We start from the raw sequence: 17,221 nt of genomic DNA on the forward strand, positions 1-17,221 counted from the left end.
GTCGGCGAGCCCTGAACGCGTGCAGCCTTAATCGCCGTCGCAAGGGGACGCGGGCATCGCGCGTCTTCACCACTCGCCACACCGTGACCGCCCCCGCGCCACGCACACCTGTCGGCAAACGACGCACAAATGCGCCAGGAGAATTTGCGCTCGTGCGCTTCTTCTTCCCTCGCACCCATGAAAGCCTGGCTCGACGAAGCCAGCCCGAGCGCCGGGCCGCACACGGAGTCGACATGTTTCGTTCCAAGAACGGCAGCCGGTACGTCGTCCTTCTCCCCGCTCCCCTAGTCGCCCTCCTCATCGGAGCGGCGTGCAGCAGCGCCGAGCCAGAAGGCGCGACCGCGACGAGCCCTGACGGCGGTGTCGACCCGGACGTCGGCACCAATCCGTCTCCCGCGCCGACGTCCTCAACCCCGCCCCCCTCGCAGCCAAGCTGCGGCGCCGGTGCTCCCCGCCTCTGCAACCTCGGGGAAGCGTGCAACGCCTCGGCCGACTGCGCGAGCGGGGCCTGCGAGGGTAACCTCTGCGTCGCGCTCGATGCCTGCAGCGACGGCACGAAGAACGGCACCGAGACGGACGTCGATTGCGGCGGAGCGGCCTGCGGCAAGTGCGACAACGGGAAGGACTGCGCCGTCGCCGGCGACTGCAAGGTCGACGCATGCAACGCTGGCAAGTGCCAGGCAGCGACATGCCTCGACGGCGTGAAGAACGCCGGCGAGAGCGACAAGGACTGCGGAGGAGCCTCCTGCGGCGCCTGCGACGCCGGCCTCGCGTGCGCCGCGGCGACCGACTGCAAGAGCCTCGTGTGCACTTCGTCCGTTTGCCAGGCGCCGACGTGCTCGGACGGCGCGAAGAACGGCGCTGAGAAAGGCGTCGATTGCGGCGGCACCTGCCCGTTGCCGTGCGATCCGTCGCTCCTGGCCACGCCCATCGATCCCTCGATCCCGACGGACCTCTTCGAGGCCAACAAGTTTCTCTTTACGGGCCAAGACGCCCTACAGACGGGCGTAACCGCCACCTTCGACCCGAAGCGGTTCGCGATCCTCCGCGGCAAGGTCGTCGACGGCGGCGACAAGCCGCTCGGTGGGGTCACGGTGCGGCTCGCCGGTCACCCCGAATACGGTTCGACGCTCACCCGCGCCGACGGCGCCTTCGACATGGCCGTCAACGGCGGCGAGTACTTCGTCGTCGACTTCACCAAGACCTCGTTCATCGCGAGTCAGCGGCGCGTGCTCGCGCCGTGGCGCGACGTCGCGTGGGCAGACGAGGTCGCGCTCCTGCAGCTCGATTCGGCAAAGACCGTCGTGGACTTTAGCGCGCCGATGCAGAGTCACGCGGGCAGCGTCGTGACCGACGCCAACGGCACGCGGCAAGCCGTCGTGATGTTCGCCGCCGGCACCACGGCAACGATGACGATGCCCAACGGGTCGACACAGTCGCTGAGCGGACCGCTCACCGTTCGTGCCACCGAATACACGGCCGGAGCCATCGGACCGCGCGCCATGCCCGGCGAGATGTCCGCTCCGATCGGCTACAACTACGCCGTCGAACTGAGCGTCGACGAGGCCATCGCGGCGGGCGCCGCGAGCGTGAGCTTCAGCAAGCCGGTCATCACGTACGTCGACAACTTCATGGCACTCCCTGTCGGCAAGAGCGTGCCCATGGGGTCCTACGATCGCATCAAGTCGGCGTGGCTCCCCTCGGGCGACGGCAAGGTGGTGAAGGTCGTCGCGCTGAGCGGCGGCCTCGCCGACCTCGACACCGACGGGGACGGCCTCGCCGACGCCCCGGCGAAGCTCGCCTCGCTCGGCATCTCCGACGACGAGCGAAAAGAGGTCGCCAACAAGTACGCCGCCGGCAAGACGCTCTGGCGCGCCGCGGTCACGCACTTCACGCCGTGGGACTGCAACTGGTCCGTCGTGCCCCCCGACGACGCGGAAGCCCCAAACCTGCCGCCGCCGCGCGCGAGCCGCGCCAGCGCGCGCTCTTGCGCGCAGGCGGGCTCGGTCATCGACGTGCAGAACCGTGGCCTCGGCGAGACCGTGAAGCTTGCCGCAGGAGTCCCTTTCGGACTTCACTATTCGAGCGCCGCAGCGCCCGCGCGGCTGCAGGGACCCGAAATCGAAATCACGCTCACCGGCAACAAGCCACCGGCGTCTTTGCAGAAGGTCATCCTCGACATCGAGATCGCCGGCCAGAGGGTTAGCTTCTCGAAGGCGCCGACCGCGAACCAGGATCACACCTTCACGTGGGATGGTCGCGACGGCTACGGCCGGCGAATCCAAGGTCCCGTCTGGGCCACGGTGCGAGTTGGGTACGCCTACGTGCCGCGCTACGTCGATCCCATCACGTTCGGAACGAGCTGGGGTCGCTTTCCGACGGGTGGCGGAGGCGGAGGCGGTGGCGGTGGCGGTGGCGGTGTGGCGACGATCAGCACCATCGGGCGCGAGTTCATCCTTCTCCGGCAAACGTTCCGCGTCCTCGTGAACGCAGACGGGGGGATGGATCGCCGTGGCCTGGGCCTGGGTGGCTGGACCGCAACACCACACCACGTCTACTCGGCCGAAGGACGAACGCTCTATCGCGGCGACGGTACCGTCGAGGAGCGCTCGGCGCTCGGCTACAAGCTGAAGAGCCAAGTGACGGGCTACGCGAACGTGCCGGGGCCTATGGTCGCCGCGGCCGACGGCGCCGTCTTCTTCCTGCACAGCGGGCGCATCATGAAGCGAGCGCCCGATGGCGCGGTCACCCAGGCGATCGCCCCGGCGGTCTGCGGGTCACGCTTCACCGTCGGCCGCGACGGCAACTTCTACGTCGTTTGCACAACGCGGATCGAGAAGATGACGCCGGCCGGCGTCGTTACGAAGGTGATGGACATCCCGGCCGGCGGCGGCGCCATCGACACGGCGCCCGACGGGACGCTCTACTTCGCGAACCAGCCGGCGAGCTGTGGCACGACGGTCAACCTGACGCGGATCTCGCCCGACGGATTCGTCTCCCCTCCAGACGCGCTCGACGGCACGGGCGTGTGTCTTTGGGACCTGAAGGTTGGCCCCAATGGCGACGTCTTCTATGGCGGCCGCCTCGGGGTGAGGCGCTCGGGGCGCGACGGCGCGTCGCGCATCGTCGCTGGAACCGGAAGCTACCAACAGTACGCGGGCGACGGCGTCGCGGGAACGGCGGCGAAGATCTACGACGCGATCACCTTCGCCGTCGATCCGCGCGACGGAGCCCTCTTCCTCAACGACACGATCGCCATTCGTCGCTTGGCGCCCGACGGGACGCTGCGAACGGTGGCGGGCACAGGGCAGGCCCCGCCCGGTGCCGGACCTTTCCTCGACAACGTGCCGGCTCGCGACGCGCGCATCGGTGCGGCCTACGGCATCGCCGTCGGCCCGGGCGGCGATGTTTGGTTCGGCGACCACTCGGGCACGAACGCCTTGCGCAGCTTGTCGCGGACGATGCCCTCGTTCTCGGCAAGCGATCTCACGGTCGTCTCGGACGACGCGACAGAGGTCTTCCAGTTCGACAAGTACGGACGTCACCTGAAGACGCGGGATGCCGTTACCGGGGCAACCCTCTTCGCGTTCGGCTACGACGCGAACGGGCGCTTGTCGACGATCACCGACCGCGACGGCCTGGTGACGACCTTCGAGCGCGACGCCAACGGAAATCCGTCGGCCATCGTCGCGCCGAGCGGCGTGAAGGCGGCAGTCACGGTCGATGCCGACGGGTACGTCTCGAGCGTGGCCGACGCGGCGAACCGCAAGACCCAGCTGAGCTACGGCTCCGGCGGCCTCCTCGTGGGCAAGACGGCGCCGGGGAACGTGAGCCACACGTTCGCTTACGAAGCGAAGCAGGGCCGCCTCGCGACGGACCAGTCGCCGACCGCGTCGACCACGGTCAGCGAAGCCTTCAGCGCGGGGACCAAAACGTGGACCGCGACGTCGGCGGGTGGCGAGGTCAACACGTACAGCGAGCAAGATCTCGCGAGCGGCGGCACGAAGCGCACGTACCTGTCGCCCCACGGGGGTGTGGCCACGACGGCGCTGAACGACTCCGGCTCCTTCGACCGCGAGTTCGAGGATGGGTCGCGGCTCCACATCGACTCGGCGCCCGATCCGCGCTGGGGTGTGGTCTCAGACCGGCTCGTGAGGGCCTGGCAACTGACGACGCCCGGCGGCACCAAGATGGTCGCAACGGCGACGCGGGCGGCCACTTTAGCCACGCCGAACGATCCCTTCAGCGTGACCTCGTTGACGACGACGCTCAACGTGAACGGCCGCAACTACGTCACGAACCGAAATGTCGCGACGGGAGTAACAACGCAAACGTCGCCGGCGGGCCGGGTGTCGTCGGCGAAGCTAGACGCGACGGGTCGACCGCTCGAGGTCTCGCCCCCGGGAGTCACGGTTCCGCTCCTCCTGACATACGGCGCCGACGGGCATCTCGCGAGCACGGCGCAAGGCGACGTGACGAACGCCTACACGTATGACGCCGAGGGCCGCGTTGCCACTGGGACACGAGCCAGCGGCGACACGACGACGATCTCACGCGACAGCTTTGGACGCATCAGCAAGATCGCGTCCTCGAGTGGCCGCTCCACCGAGTACACGTACGATGCGGCCGATCAGCTCACGTCGGTCACGAGCCCCAGCGGCGCCGTTCACATGCTGGCCTACGCGAGCGACGGCCTGCGCACCGGCTACACGTCGCCAAGCGGAAAGGCCCGGAGCTACGCGTTCGACGCCAACCGCAGGCTGAGCGCGCTCACGCTCGAAGATGGCCGCGTGATCCAGTTCGCGCGGAGCGCCGGTCGGCTCGTCGATACCGTCTACCCGGAGGCGATGACGACGCGCACCTACGCGGGCGCTACGGAGCGCCTCGCGACCATCACCTGGACGCCGGCTTCGGGCTCGGCCCAGACCGTCACGCAGACGTACGACGGACCGAACGTGACCGGCATCGCGTTCACCGGCCCCGCCCAGGGCGCGTACACGTTCGGCTTCGACGCGCCGAGCGCCGGCGCGAGCAACTTCTGGGTCACGTCGCGCACCCTCGATGCCGCTGCGGCCACGACTTTCGCATACGACGCCGACGGAAACATGGTCGGTGCCGGCCCGTTCAACATGGTGCGCGGAGCCAACGGAGGCGCGACCGCGATCCGCATCGGCTCAACGCCCGCCATCACCGTCACCTACGACGCGCTCGGTCGCATCACCGACCGCACGGTGGCGGTGAACGGAGCGACGCAATACGCCGCTGCGCTGACCTACGATGTCGTGGGTCGCATCGCCACGAAGGTCGAGAAGGCCGCCGGCGCCACGCACACCTACGGCTACAGCTACGACGCCGACGGGCACCTCACCGCCGTCACACGCGACGGCGGACAACTTGCACAATACACCTACGATCTCGACGGAAACCGAACGGGCTGGGCCTACGACTCGCTGTCCGAGACAACGACCTTCGACGCAGGCGGGCGGGTGGCGACGAGCGCGACCGTTGCCTACGCGTTCAACGACGCCGGGCAGATGACCGGCCGCGGCGCCGACACCTTCGCCGTGAGCGCCCGTGGTGAGCTGCTCTCGGCGAGCGTGGGCGGCAAGACCGTTTCGTACACCTACGACGGCTACGGCCAGCGCGTCGCTCGCACCGACGCCGGCGGCACGACGCAATACCTCTACGGAGACGCGGCCTTTCGCGTGAGCCACTCGCGCGCGGCGAACGGCACGCTCTCCGAGTACTTCTATGACGACGACGGGCGACTCTTCGCGGTCGTGCGCGGCGGCGTCACTTATTGGGTCGCGACGGACCAAGTCGGAACGCCACGGGCCGTCGTCGACACGTCGGGCGGCGTCGTGATGGCCGCCGCGTACGACGACTTCGGTCGGCTCGTCGGGGGAAACCCGAGCGCCTTCGAGCTTCCCGTTGGCTTCGCCGGAGGCATGCCCGACGAGCTGACCAAGCTCGTGCGCTTCGGGTACCGCGACTATGATCCGGCGGCGGGACGCTGGACGGCGCGTGACCCGATCCTCTTCGACGGTCGGCAGGTGAACCTCTACGCCTACGTCGGCAACGATCCGGTGAACGCCCGCGATCCTTTGGGCCTCTGGAAGATCGGCTGGTCGGGCTACACGGGGATCGGCGGCGGCCTCTCGCTGGCGTACAAGCCGGGCCAGGGGTTCCAGGTCTGCGCCGAAGCCGGCTTTGGCGTCGGCACCTCGTACGAAGTGCAGCCCTTCCTGAACGACGGTTACGACGACGACCCGGGACCCAAGGGGTTTGCCAGTGCCAAGCTCTCGGTGCTCAAGCTCTCGGCGGAGCTCGAGTTGACCCACAAGTTCTGGGCCGAATGCGACGCCGTCTCGAACTCCGCGAAGCTGAAGTTCGAGGGTCTGCGAGCTGCGAAGGTCGAATACGACTTCGACAACCTCAACGAGGGCCTCAAGTACAAGCCCGACGACCCGATGAAGAGGAAGGACAACCCGCTCAAGGTGAAGGCGGAGGCGAAGTACGGCGTCAAGGCCTGCACCAAGTAGAGAACGCCGCCGGCGCGATCGGCGAACCGAGCCATTCGAGTTCAACAGGAGTGGAAGCCGGACCGAAGTGGCGCGGCCGATAGCGCGAACCGAGGACTTCTTCGATCCGCGGCGAATTCGGGCGCCCCGAGGACGTCCACCACGCCATGGCCTCGATCCGCTTTTGCACGCTCGCCTTCGCCGGCGTTGCGCTCCTTCTCGGTAGCAGCGCGTGCAGCTCACCCAGCTACTACGGCCCCGTCAGCGGAGACGGCGGAGCCCCGCCTTCGACGTCGAACCTGCCGGAGATCAGCGCCGACAAGCTCGGCGGCAAGTGCAGCGGCGGCACGAGCATCGGCGACACCGTCGCGATCACGAGCGACCGCTGCGAAGGCGGCCTTTGCCTGATCGACGCGCGCAGCGGGCTCGAGATCTATTGCTCCGCCGACTGCTCGAACGCGCGCTGCCCCGAGGGCTACCTCTGCGAGTCGACCACCGTCTCGCCCAAGAAGGTGTGCTTCAAGGACCCCAACGGCACCGAGCCGCCGAAGACCGGGGCCGACGCAGGCGTCACCGCCGACTACCGCGACACCAAGCTCACTGGGTATCGCGAGGAGTTCACGACGTCGATGAAGCTCTCGCTGCGCGACTTCGGCGACGCAACCCGCAAGGACGTCGACCTTGTGGTCCTCATGATGAGCAGCGCGTGGGACGTGAACTCGAACAACCTGCTGGCCAAGGGCGCCACCAGCTTCGATCGCGTGCGCTTCGTGAGCGTGCTCGTCGAAGGCGCGAGCGTCGGAAAGCCGGCAAACAACAGCGACGTCATCGCGTGGCGCAACAAGCACCCGGGCTTCAACATGCTGCTCGATCCCGGGCTCACGACGCTGCGGCCCACGGTCGCGAACGATCTCACGGCGTTTCCCACGTTCGTAGCGCTCGACGCCAAGACGCTCGCGCGCGTGGGCGACGAATGGACGGGAACAGCCGACCTCGGCGCCGAGATCGACCAGCGCCGCTGACTCGCGCCCTCGACGCGAGCCGGCGGCGCCTTCGTGGATCAGGCTGCCTGGATGTCCGCCATGCCCCAGCGCCGGCCACCGCCGCCTTCTTCGAAGCCACTCGAGAGCTGGCCTAACGACGAACCGACCTCGTAGATGGTGCCGATTCGCCCGATCACGCCGAAGGCCTCCCACGCGAATCGTCCGGCGGCGACCAACGAACCGCCGTCAACCTCGGCCAACTCCTCGAGCGACAATTCGGACAACGACTCGACCTTGTTCATTGAGAATCTCCTTGGCGCGATAACTCGCGCATCGACGTTCTTCGCTGCAGGCCACATGCCCAGACCGGGCACCCTTCGCAGCGGCCGTCGGCGGGGCGAACTGGCCCTCCGCGGTCCAATTTGCTCCAAACGTGGGCGGGGCCTTTGGTGCCGCCCGCGGCGGCTCCTCGCCGGAGCGGGCAAAGCCGGCAGCGGCTTGCCGCCCGCTCCATGACGGACCGATCGGAGCTTGACCAGGACCGGCCCCCACCTCGACAAACGCCACCGAAGACATGGGGCCTTCTCCGAGTCGCGCCGCGTCGCCCGCCTTCGCACTTGCGAAGGCTTGCCCACCGGCTACGAAAGTGATCGATGCTTCACCTGCGCGTCTCGCCTCGCTACGTCTCGCTCGCGGCCTTTGCTTGGGGGACCCTTTCGATGGTCGGCTGCGGAAGCGACGCGGCCCCCGCCGACACGACGCCCACAGGCCCTTCGCCGACGAGCTCGGCGACCAGCTCCACGCCGCCGAGCGACGCAGGTCTCAGCGCCGCGGCCAGCGATCTGCCCGGCCTTTGGGACGTCTCGGGCAAGGACGACCGAGGCACGTACACGGGCCAGATCGAGATCCGCACCGACAAGGCCGGCAAGCCTGGCGTCTACTCGTTCATCCGAACGGTGCGCTACGAAGGCGTCACCGTCGAGGGCGACCGCGAGCTTCATTGGCTCTTCCGCGGCACCCTCAAGAAGGTCGGGAGCGGCCTCACGCTCGAGTCCTCGCTCAAGAGGCTCGACTTCATCACATCACGCGGCACGACGAAGCGCACGGCCACCGACGGCCCCGTGCCGCTCACGGGGACGTTCAGCTTTGGCGTGGGTCAATTGACGGGCACCATCACCGGCGCCGGCGTGTCGCTCGCCGACACGTGGAAGGCCCAAAAGCCGCTCGGCGCCGCGCCCATCTTCGAAGACAAGCGGAGCCTCGTCCCCGCTCATTCGCCGCCATCGGCGACCGAGAAGCAAACGAACTTCAGCCTCTACTCGAACTACCACACGCTCGACGTCATCAAGCCGTACGTACCGCGCCCCGAGTTCCAGGCGGCGGTGCACGGGCACGTCATCGACAAGACCGACCTCGACTTCTACCGCGCCAACAAGAAGGCGCTCCGCGTCGTCGACAAGGTCGTCGACGAGATCAGCCTCGGCGAAACGTTGGCGCGCGCCGACGCCTTTCGCCACACCATGAAGGAGAAAGCGGACCTCTACGACAAAGCCGCCGAGGAACGCTTCATCGATCCCGAAATAGGCATGATTCCCCACGGCGGCGCGCCGGGCGCCGGCTACTCGGGCCAGGTCGAGTCCTTCGACGGCGCGCTTTGGACCGCCGTCTACCTCGCCGGCCAGGTCTTTCGCTTTCAGGTCACCGGCGAACCGAAAGCAAAGGCCAACGTCGTCTTGACGCTCGATGCGCTCTTGAAGCTTCAGGAGATGACGGGCGATTGGAAACAGTTCGCCCGCACGCTGCGCAAGGCCACCGGCAGCCCGCAGCCACCTTGGTACGCCGGCACCGGTGCCAACGCCAACCTCGAGTGGCTCGCCGGTGGCAACAACGACATGATCAAGGGCCTCTTCTACGGCTACTTGATGGGCTGGGAGCTCTTGTGCGAGGGCGGCAAGACGGGCCACGAAGCGCTCTGCGCGCGCGTTCGCACGAACGCGAAGCACCTCGCCGACGACGTGCAGCTCGGGGGCTCAAACGCCCCCGCCAGCGCGTGGACGAACAAGCTCCCTGCCGCGTGGCTCTACGCCGTGGTCACCGACAACAGCGGCGACGCGCTCTCCTACAAGACGACGGCGGAGGGCTACTGGCTCATCGGCAAGCCGGCGCTGGCGGCGACACCGGTCACGTACACGCAAGGCATCGTCGACTGGAGCGGCACGCACCTCACCTCCATCGGCGACATGATCCAGGTCTTCCTCGCCAAGCGCATGGACCTCGGCGGCAACGCCGTCGACGCAATGCGCTCGCACATCGACGCGAGCCACAAGAACTTAGAAAAGCAGCGCTTCCCGACGTGGCACCTCTTGAAGGCCGCCTTCGGCTCTGGCGCCGGAGCGACCTCGCCGTTCATCAAGGACGCGCTCTCCCGGATGGAGGAGGCGCAATACCCAAAGGTGTCGTTCACCATCGATCGGTCGCTCAACCCCGAGTTTTGTATGTCGCCCTACCCGTCGCTGCCATGGAAGGGCGACTGGATGAACTACCCGGCGTCGGATCGCACGCAGGGCCTGAACTCCCACCCGCTCTTCGAGGGGAGCCCCGACGTCATGTATTGGAAAGTCGGCAACGGCTACCGCAGCGGCGAGGGGTACGAGGCGCCCGGCGGCGACTACTTGCACCTGTATTGGCTCGCGCGGAAGTACGGGCTCATCGGCCCGAACGACTGAGCCGCGCGGGGCGGCGGTTGGGATACCATCGGCCCCGCGGTCATGGTGTTCCTTCGCATCTCCCTCGCCGTCCTCACGTGCGGCGCCATCGTGGCGGCCTGCGGCTCGCGCACCGATCTTCCGACGGGCACCGTCGCGGGCACCACGGAGGAGGCATCCACCGACGCCACCTTGGACCAACGCGACGGCGACGCACGGCGCGACGGGGAGAGGCCCTTCGACGGCCCCCTCTTCGAAGGTGGCCCGCTCGACGTCACGACCGATTGCGACGCGGGCCCCACCTGCAACGACGCCGATCCGGGCTTCATCTACCGCTGCGGAGTGCGCGTCTTTCAGTGCAGCTCGCTGGAGCGTTGCCGCGAAGGCCAGTGCGTAAACCCGTGCCTCGACACGCTCGGGCAAGACACGTCGAACGGCTGCGAGTTCTTCGCCGTGCAAATGGACGCGGTGCCGGAGGCGGAGGGCGTGTGCTTCGCGGTCTTCGTGGTGAACCAGTGGGAGAGCGGCGAGCCGGCGCGCATCGAGGTGGCGCGCAACGGGACGACGTTACCCATCGAGCAGTTCACCCGCATCCCCGTAGGCACAGGCCAGAACATCACGTATGCGCCCTACAACGCGGCGCAGGGTCTCGCCAAGGATCAGGTCGCGGTGATGTTCCTCTCGCGCGATCCGGCCGCGGCGGGTGACGGCAATCCTTCGGCGCCTCGGCGCCTCGCCGGCTGCCCCGCCGGCGTCACGCCAGCCGTCGTGGGCGACGCGGCGATTCACGGCACAGGCCGTGGCCGCGCGTTTCATATCAAGACCAACGTGCCGGTCGTCGCGTATCAGATGCTCCCCTTCGGCGCGGGCCGCGCGCGCGTGACCGGCGCGACTCTGCTCTTGCCCACGAACGTCTGGGAAGACAACTACGTCGCCGTCAACGCGTACGCGGCGCCCACGCTTTTCACGGCGCCGCGCGCGGGCCCGACGCTCGCCATCGTCTCGCAAGAAGACGGAACCGTCGTCCGCGTCCGGCCCACCGTCGCCGTCGTCGCGGGCCCCGGCGTGCAAGGCACGAGCGCGAACGTCGCGACGAGCTACACGCTGGCGCGCGGGGAATACCTGCAGTTCACGCAACCGGAAGAGCTCACGGGGAGCGCCATTCAGGCGACGCGCCCCGTCGCCGTGATCGGCGGCTCGACGCTCATGGACATCCCGCTGAGCCGCGTTCGCGCCGACGGCGCGCACCAAATGCTGCCGCCGGTGCGGGCCCTCGGCAGCGAATACGTCGGCGTTCGGTACCGCGGCCGTCGCCAACCGGACGGGACCCTCGAGAACGAGCCGGTGCCCTGGCGCATCGTCGGCGTCGCCGACGGCACGCAGCTCACGTTCACGCCGGCCCTCGCTGGCGCGCCGACGTCGGTCAACGCGCGCGAGCTTCGCGAGTGGAACGCGACGGGCCCCTTCGTGGTGCGAAGCCAAGACGCGGCGCACCCGTTCTACTTCGCGCAATACATGACCGGCGGGGAGCCCTTCAGCGGCGAGGGCGACCCCGAGTTCGTCAACGTGATCCCGCCGCAGCAGTTCCTCCCGCGCTACACGCTCTTCACCGATCCGACGTACCCGGAGACGGAGCTGGTGCTCGTGCGACAACGGGTCGCCACCGAAGGAGGCTTGGCCTTCCCCGACGTGTCCCTCGACTGCAGCGGCCTCGTCACCGGTTGGCAGAACATTGGCGCCTACCAGACGGCACGCGTGTCGCTCTCGACGGGAAACTTTCAAGGTGTCGGTGGTTGCGACAACGGCGTGCACCGGCTCACGGCATCGGTACAAGGTGCACCGCTCACCGGGCCGGCCTTCGGCGTCACGGTCTGGGGATGGGGCAGCCGGCTCACCTATTCGGGCACCAATGAAGCCGATCCGGCCTTCACTCGCTGGGTGAGCTACGGCTACCCCGGCGGCGCCAACATCACGCGGCTCAACAACGTCATCTTGAGCGCGCAGTAGCGCCGCGGCACGCAAAGTTTTTCGGACGCTAAGGAACGGGACGAAAGCTTTTCGGCGCGCATCTTTGCCGTTGGGAACTGCGACCAGCGGTGCCAGCCTCTGGGGATGCGCGTTCTCTTGGGTGCCTTCGTCGTCATCGCCGCGTGCTCCTCGTCGGGGGAAAACGGCGCGCAAGCGCCGAGCACGACGCCGCAACCCGCCCACGACGCCGGCGCCTCGCCGAAGCCTCCGACGCCGATCCCCACCATCGGCGGTGTGCCGACGCTCTCTGACGAGAACCCGGATCCGCACGTCGTCGAGGTGCACCTCACGGCCACGCGCGCGCAGGCGCCCATCGACGGCAAGCTCATCGACGTGCTCGCTTTCAACGGCACTGTGCCGGGCCCGCTCCTCCAGGCGCGCGCCGGCGATCGACTCATCGTCCACTTTAAGAACGAGCTCGGCGAGCCGACGACGGTGCACTGGCACGGCTTGCGTGTACCGGTAGCCATGGACGGCTCGCCGCGCGTGATGACGCCGGTCGCCAACGGCGAGACGTTCACGTACGACATGATCGCGCCCGACGCGGGCTCCTTCTGGTACCACCCGCACGTTCACACCAACGATCAGTTGGAGCGCGGCCTCTACGGCCCCATCGCCATTCACGGCAACGACGAGCCCGTCTACGACCGCGAGCGTGAATTGATGCTCGACGACGTGCTCTTGGACACTAGCGGCAACATCGCCGCCGAAAGCCTCGGCGGGCTCACGGCGCTCTCAGGTCGCTACGGCAAGCTCATGCTGACCAACGGGCGCAACGCGGCGACCGCGCGCGAGACGGCCACCAAGGGCGAGGTGGAGCGTTGGCGCATCGTCAACACCGCGAACGCGCGTCGCATGAACCTACTCGTGGAGGGCGCTCGCGCACGCCTCATCGGCACCGACGGCGGACTGTTGCCAAGTCCGCTGCCTTTGCCGTCGCCGCTCGTGTTGCCCGTTGGCGGCCGCTACGACTTGGAGATCGCCTACGACCAGCCGGGTGCGGCGCGCCTCGTGAGCTTCCTTCCCGGCGCGGCAGCCCCAGACGATCGGACGACCATGCTCGAGGTGGGGGTCACGGACTCGGCCAACAGCCCGCGCGAGGTCGCCTTTCCGCCGGTGACGCCGGCGGTGCCCGAGCGGGCACCGACGCAGAGCTTCACCATGAGCTTTGACTACTTGCAGACGGGCGCCGGCGCAGAGTGGCGGATCAACGGCGAGGCGCACTTGATGACGCCGATGCTGTCGGTGCCGCAAGGAACGACGCTCAAGCTGAAGCTCGAGAACAACACCGTGGGCGTCGAGCACCCGTTTCATCTCCACGGCCAGTTCTTCCGCGTGCTCGACGCGGCGTGGCCCGGCCTCCGTGACACAGTCCAAGTGCCGGCGTCGGGGCCCATAGAGATCGTCGCGTACCTCGATAACCCCGGTCGCTGGATGGCCCATTGCCACATCCTCGAGCACGCCGAGGTCGGCATGATGGCGGAGATTGACGTGCTCGCGCCGGGCGCGGGGATGTCCGACGCGCACTGAGGCGTTCACTCGCGAGGCAAATAGGGCCCCGCGTTCCGAGCAGTGCTTCGAAGGGTTCGCTGCCCACGGCAGCCCTCCCGCCCGGGATGCGCTGGGGGCGTGAGAGACCGACAGAAGATCGCTCGACGCGCGCGCGCCTGTACGCTGAACGTCCCCCAGCGTTGCCTGGGCCGCGCTAGCATCGACGAATGCGCGCCACGTCCATGAGCTTGCTGGGCATGGCGTTCGCACTTGGGGCGTGTCAGGCGCTTCTCGCGGAGCCGGGCGTCGGAGCGCCTGATGCGGGTGACGGCAGTGCTCCCGGCGATGCTGCCGCGCCCGACGACGCAGCGTCGTCTGAGGTCGCGACGCCCGCCTTGGACTCGGGCCACGATGCCGATGCAGGCGATGCGAGCCTCATGGCGGACGCACCTGCCCCATTCACGGGATGCGAGGCCTTCCCGGCGGCCCAGGCGTGCGAAGACTACAACGATGGTGGGTCCACCTGGTCGATCGCGAGCTCTGACGGCGGGGTTGTCTCTGTGACCGCGGGCGTTCTCACGGCGTCGGTTCCGCCGTCGTCGCCGACGGGCTCGTACGCGAGAGCACGCACGGCCCCCCCGCTGTCGTATGCCACGAGGGCGCGGGCTCAGCTGCGGTTGAAGGTCACCAAGTCCGAGCACTCGTTTCTCACCCTCCTTGCGCTGGCATCGAGCACCAACGCCGTTTCATTGCTGCGCGACGACACGGGCAAGTTGAACGTGAAGTTGGTCGCCTTGGCGGGGGGCACGGTAGCCGCACTCGACGCCGTGACGACGTTGCCGCTCGGCCAGTTTGTCGACCTCGAGCTCGAGGTCGACGAAGCGATGCAGAGGATCGCCATCGCTGTTGACGGCGCACCGGCCACGTCGCTCATGGTGAAGCCTAACCTCGGCGGCCCCAACCTTGCCGTGGACGTCGGTGTCGTCGACACGGGTCCCAGCGCGTCGGCCGGCAGCGGCTCGGCCGTTGTGGTTGACTACGTTGCTGTCTCGTCCAATTGACGGCGCAATGGGCTGCAGGCTGACGCTCGATCCCGAGCGGCCACGGAGAACGGAGCGCGAGATGACGAGCCGACGCCGCGGTAAGTGGACCACCGAGTGGACTAGGTGGAGTGTCGCGGCGGCGATATTGATCGCGACCGGGGCGCCTCGAGAAGCAGGCGCGCAGATTCGAGCAACCCACCCTCGCATCTTTCTCACCAATACAAGCGTCAGCGCCAGGCAGCTGCGCTGGGCCGCCAAGTCCGACTCCGAGCTCAACGAGGTCGTTGGCTTCGCCACCCGCAGCTTGTCCAATCCGACCGGCGTCGACACGCAGCTTCGCGGTGACTACCCCGATACGGTCGCGCTTCCGACCGCGTTGGCGGCTGTGATCACGGGAGAGTCGCGCTTCGTGAACGCATCGTTGAGCCATCTGGACGTGCTCCTCGGAATAGCCGCACCGACGGGTGGCGACACCGCGTGGCGAAATCGCCTGCTCTCGATGGCGGTCATCTACGACTGGCTCCACACGCAACTGGGCACCACGCGGGCAACCAGCACGCGCAACGCCATCGTGGCGCACATGAACGAAAACCACGGATTCGTCGCGGCGCCGGACTTCGTCAGTGGACACTCGCGTTGGGGCAACGCCACCTCGCTCGCGGGGTGCATCGCGCTCGACGGAGAGGACGGCCGCGTCGCGGCCGAGTGCACAGCTGTCGTCGACAATTGGCAGCAGGGCTACGTCCCAACGCTCGACCACGTGGGAGCAGGCGGCGGTCATCACATGGGCTGGATGTACGGCAGCGCGTATTCGAGCGTCGAGCCGATGCTGATGTGGTGGTCGGCCACCGGCGAGCTTTGGAACCCGGAGTTTTTGCGAGACTCCGCTTACTTCTCGCTCTACGCCGTCGATGAGGCCTTCAACGTTCCCGCCTCCGGCGATGCGTTCGGCGTCTACTTCACGTCTTCGCTGCGAAGCCAGGTGGCCATGTCTGCGGCCTTTGGAGGCAACGCCTACGCGGAGCACCTCGCGCAACGCCTGCCACCGGCCTGGGGCCCGCACGCGGTTATTCGGTCCATCGTAAAGAACAACCTGCCCCCGAAGGCGCCAGACGACCTGCCGCTTAGTCGCCACTTTTCGGGCTCGGGCTTCGTGGTCGCGCGCAACACCTGGAGCGGCGTACCGGCAGTTGTGACCTTCAAGTCATCGCCGTTCTACAGCTACAACCACCACCATCGAGATGAAAACGCGGTCGCGCTCTCCTACAAGGGTGCGTTGCTGAGCGATGGCGGCTTCTACGACGGCTACGGCTCCACCCACCATCAGAATTTCTATACGCGCTCCATCGCGCACAATACGTTGCTCGTCGACCTACCTGGGGAAACGTTCCGCGGTTGGGCCAACGACGGCGGTCAACGAATTCCCGCGAGCTGGGCTGCCGAGCCTAAGACCGTAGCCGACCTGACGGGGCCAGCTAAGCTCGACGGCATCGAACGCCACGCCACCCGAGAGGGAGTCACTTGGGCGCGGGGCAACGCAAGCAAGGCCTACGCGACGACCAAGGTGAGCGCATTCTTGCGTGACGTTCTCTTCGTACCGACCCCCGACGATCATGCCCTGCCTGTGATGCTTGTCGTCGATCACGTTGCGCTTCCGGTCGAGCGCGAAGCGCGTATCGCCTGGCAGCTCCCGCTGGCTCCGACCGTCAATGGGACGACGAGCGCGCAAGTCGCGAGTACCGGTGGGGGTCATGCGCGCATGCACTTCCTGGCGCCGACGCAGAGGGCACTGCGCTCCTTCTCGGGCGTCGAACGCTACGCCGTGGACGGAGTGAACTACCCGCCCACCACGGAGAGTACCGGGACGCCTCCCTACTGGGGCCGCCTCGAGGTTGCGGCGCCCGCGGCCTTCGCCACGACATTCTCGACTGCGGTCGTGGTGAGTGACGCGCCGCTCGACACCGATACCGCCCCGCGAGTGACACGCGTTTCGGGATCGTCATGGGAAGGCGCGGAGATTGGGACCACGCTCGTCCTTGTGGCTACGGGCACCCTGAACCAACTGCCGATCGCTCGCACACGCAGTTCGCTAAGCCGAATCTACGTCGCGGGGCTCGCGCCGAACCAGGCGCTCGCCGTCGACTTTTCAGGCACGTTGGTCACGTTCACTGCCGACAACGATGGCTTGATCGCCGGGCCCGTGTCTGGGGGTCAAGTCGCGAGCGTCCCAGAGGCTGCGCCGGGACCGATCGCTCCAGGAGCGGTGGCTCCCGTGCAAGTCACTGATTCAGCCCCCGCGGAGCCGGCGGACAACGCGAACAGCAACGAAGGTTGCGGCTGCTCCGCCACACACAAGGGTGCAGACTCGGTGAGTCTGGTGATGGGCCTTGCCGCCGTCGCGGCGATGCGCAGACGCTCCAAGAGAGCCTGAACCGGGCCTCGGGGACACG

General features: G+C 67.7%; 8 protein-coding genes. 7 read left to right on the forward strand and 1 reads right to left on the reverse strand.

What is annotated here, in order from left to right:
* Positions 1-233 precede the first annotated feature (233 nt).
* A complete protein-coding gene (locus tag IPG50_19355; GenBank protein ID MBK6694341.1) occupies positions 234-6,542 on the forward strand; it encodes a hypothetical protein in 6,309 nt (2,102 codons plus the stop codon).
* Positions 6,543-6,688: 146 nt separating this feature from the next.
* Complete coding sequence (locus IPG50_19360) at positions 6,689-7,543, forward strand: hypothetical protein (protein MBK6694342.1); 855 nt, start codon at positions 6,689-6,691, stop codon at positions 7,541-7,543.
* 38 nt (positions 7,544-7,581) lie between these two features.
* Here IPG50_19360 and IPG50_19365 read toward each other — a convergent pair whose 3' ends face one another.
* Positions 7,582-7,806, reverse strand: a complete 225-nt coding sequence (locus tag IPG50_19365; protein MBK6694343.1) for a hypothetical protein — start codon at positions 7,804-7,806, stop codon at positions 7,582-7,584.
* Positions 7,807-8,157: 351 nt separating this feature from the next.
* On the opposite strand from IPG50_19365, the gene IPG50_19370 reads away from it, so the two are divergent.
* The 5 genes from IPG50_19370 to IPG50_19390 all read left to right on the forward strand — a co-directional run bounded on the left by IPG50_19370 (position 8,158) and on the right by IPG50_19390 (position 17,202).
* Positions 8,158-10,230 (forward strand): hypothetical protein, encoded by a 2,073-nt coding sequence (locus tag IPG50_19370; GenBank protein ID MBK6694344.1) that lies wholly within the window; start codon positions 8,158-8,160, stop codon positions 10,228-10,230.
* 42 nt (positions 10,231-10,272) lie between these two features.
* Positions 10,273-12,216 (forward strand): IgGFc-binding protein, encoded by a 1,944-nt coding sequence (locus tag IPG50_19375; protein MBK6694345.1) that lies wholly within the window; start codon positions 10,273-10,275, stop codon positions 12,214-12,216.
* Between the two features lie 105 nt (positions 12,217-12,321).
* On the forward strand, positions 12,322-13,767 hold the full coding sequence (locus IPG50_19380; GenBank protein MBK6694346.1) for a multicopper oxidase family protein: 1,446 nt from the start codon (positions 12,322-12,324) through the stop codon (positions 13,765-13,767).
* A gap of 188 nt (positions 13,768-13,955) precedes the next feature.
* Positions 13,956-14,789: a hypothetical protein gene (locus tag IPG50_19385; protein MBK6694347.1), complete on the forward strand. Its 834-nt coding sequence runs from the start codon at positions 13,956-13,958 to the stop codon at positions 14,787-14,789.
* Positions 14,790-15,075: 286 nt separating this feature from the next.
* Positions 15,076-17,202, forward strand: coding sequence for a heparinase II/III family protein (locus tag IPG50_19390; GenBank protein MBK6694348.1), 2,127 nt, complete (start codon positions 15,076-15,078; stop codon positions 17,200-17,202).
* Positions 17,203-17,221 lie beyond the last annotated feature (19 nt).

This window comes from Myxococcales bacterium, from assembly GCA_016703425.1.
Taxonomy (GTDB): Bacteria; Myxococcota_A; Polyangia; order Polyangiales; family Polyangiaceae; genus JADJCA01.

Bases quoted from the DNA above. Each gene is read 5' to 3' on its own strand.
- IPG50_19355 (MBK6694341.1), top strand. From the start codon at position 234: ATGTTTCGTTCCAAGAACGGCAGCCGGTACGTCGTCCTTCTCCCCGCT.
- IPG50_19360 (MBK6694342.1), top strand. From the start codon at position 6,689: ATGGCCTCGATCCGCTTTTGCACGCTCGCCTTCGCCGGCGTTGCGCTC.
- IPG50_19365 (MBK6694343.1), bottom strand. From the start codon at position 7,806: ATGAACAAGGTCGAGTCGTTGTCCGAATTGTCGCTCGAGGAGTTGGCC.
- IPG50_19370 (MBK6694344.1), top strand. From the start codon at position 8,158: ATGCTTCACCTGCGCGTCTCGCCTCGCTACGTCTCGCTCGCGGCCTTT.
- IPG50_19375 (MBK6694345.1), top strand. From the start codon at position 10,273: ATGGTGTTCCTTCGCATCTCCCTCGCCGTCCTCACGTGCGGCGCCATC.
- IPG50_19380 (MBK6694346.1), top strand. From the start codon at position 12,322: ATGCGCGTTCTCTTGGGTGCCTTCGTCGTCATCGCCGCGTGCTCCTCG.
- IPG50_19385 (MBK6694347.1), top strand. From the start codon at position 13,956: ATGCGCGCCACGTCCATGAGCTTGCTGGGCATGGCGTTCGCACTTGGG.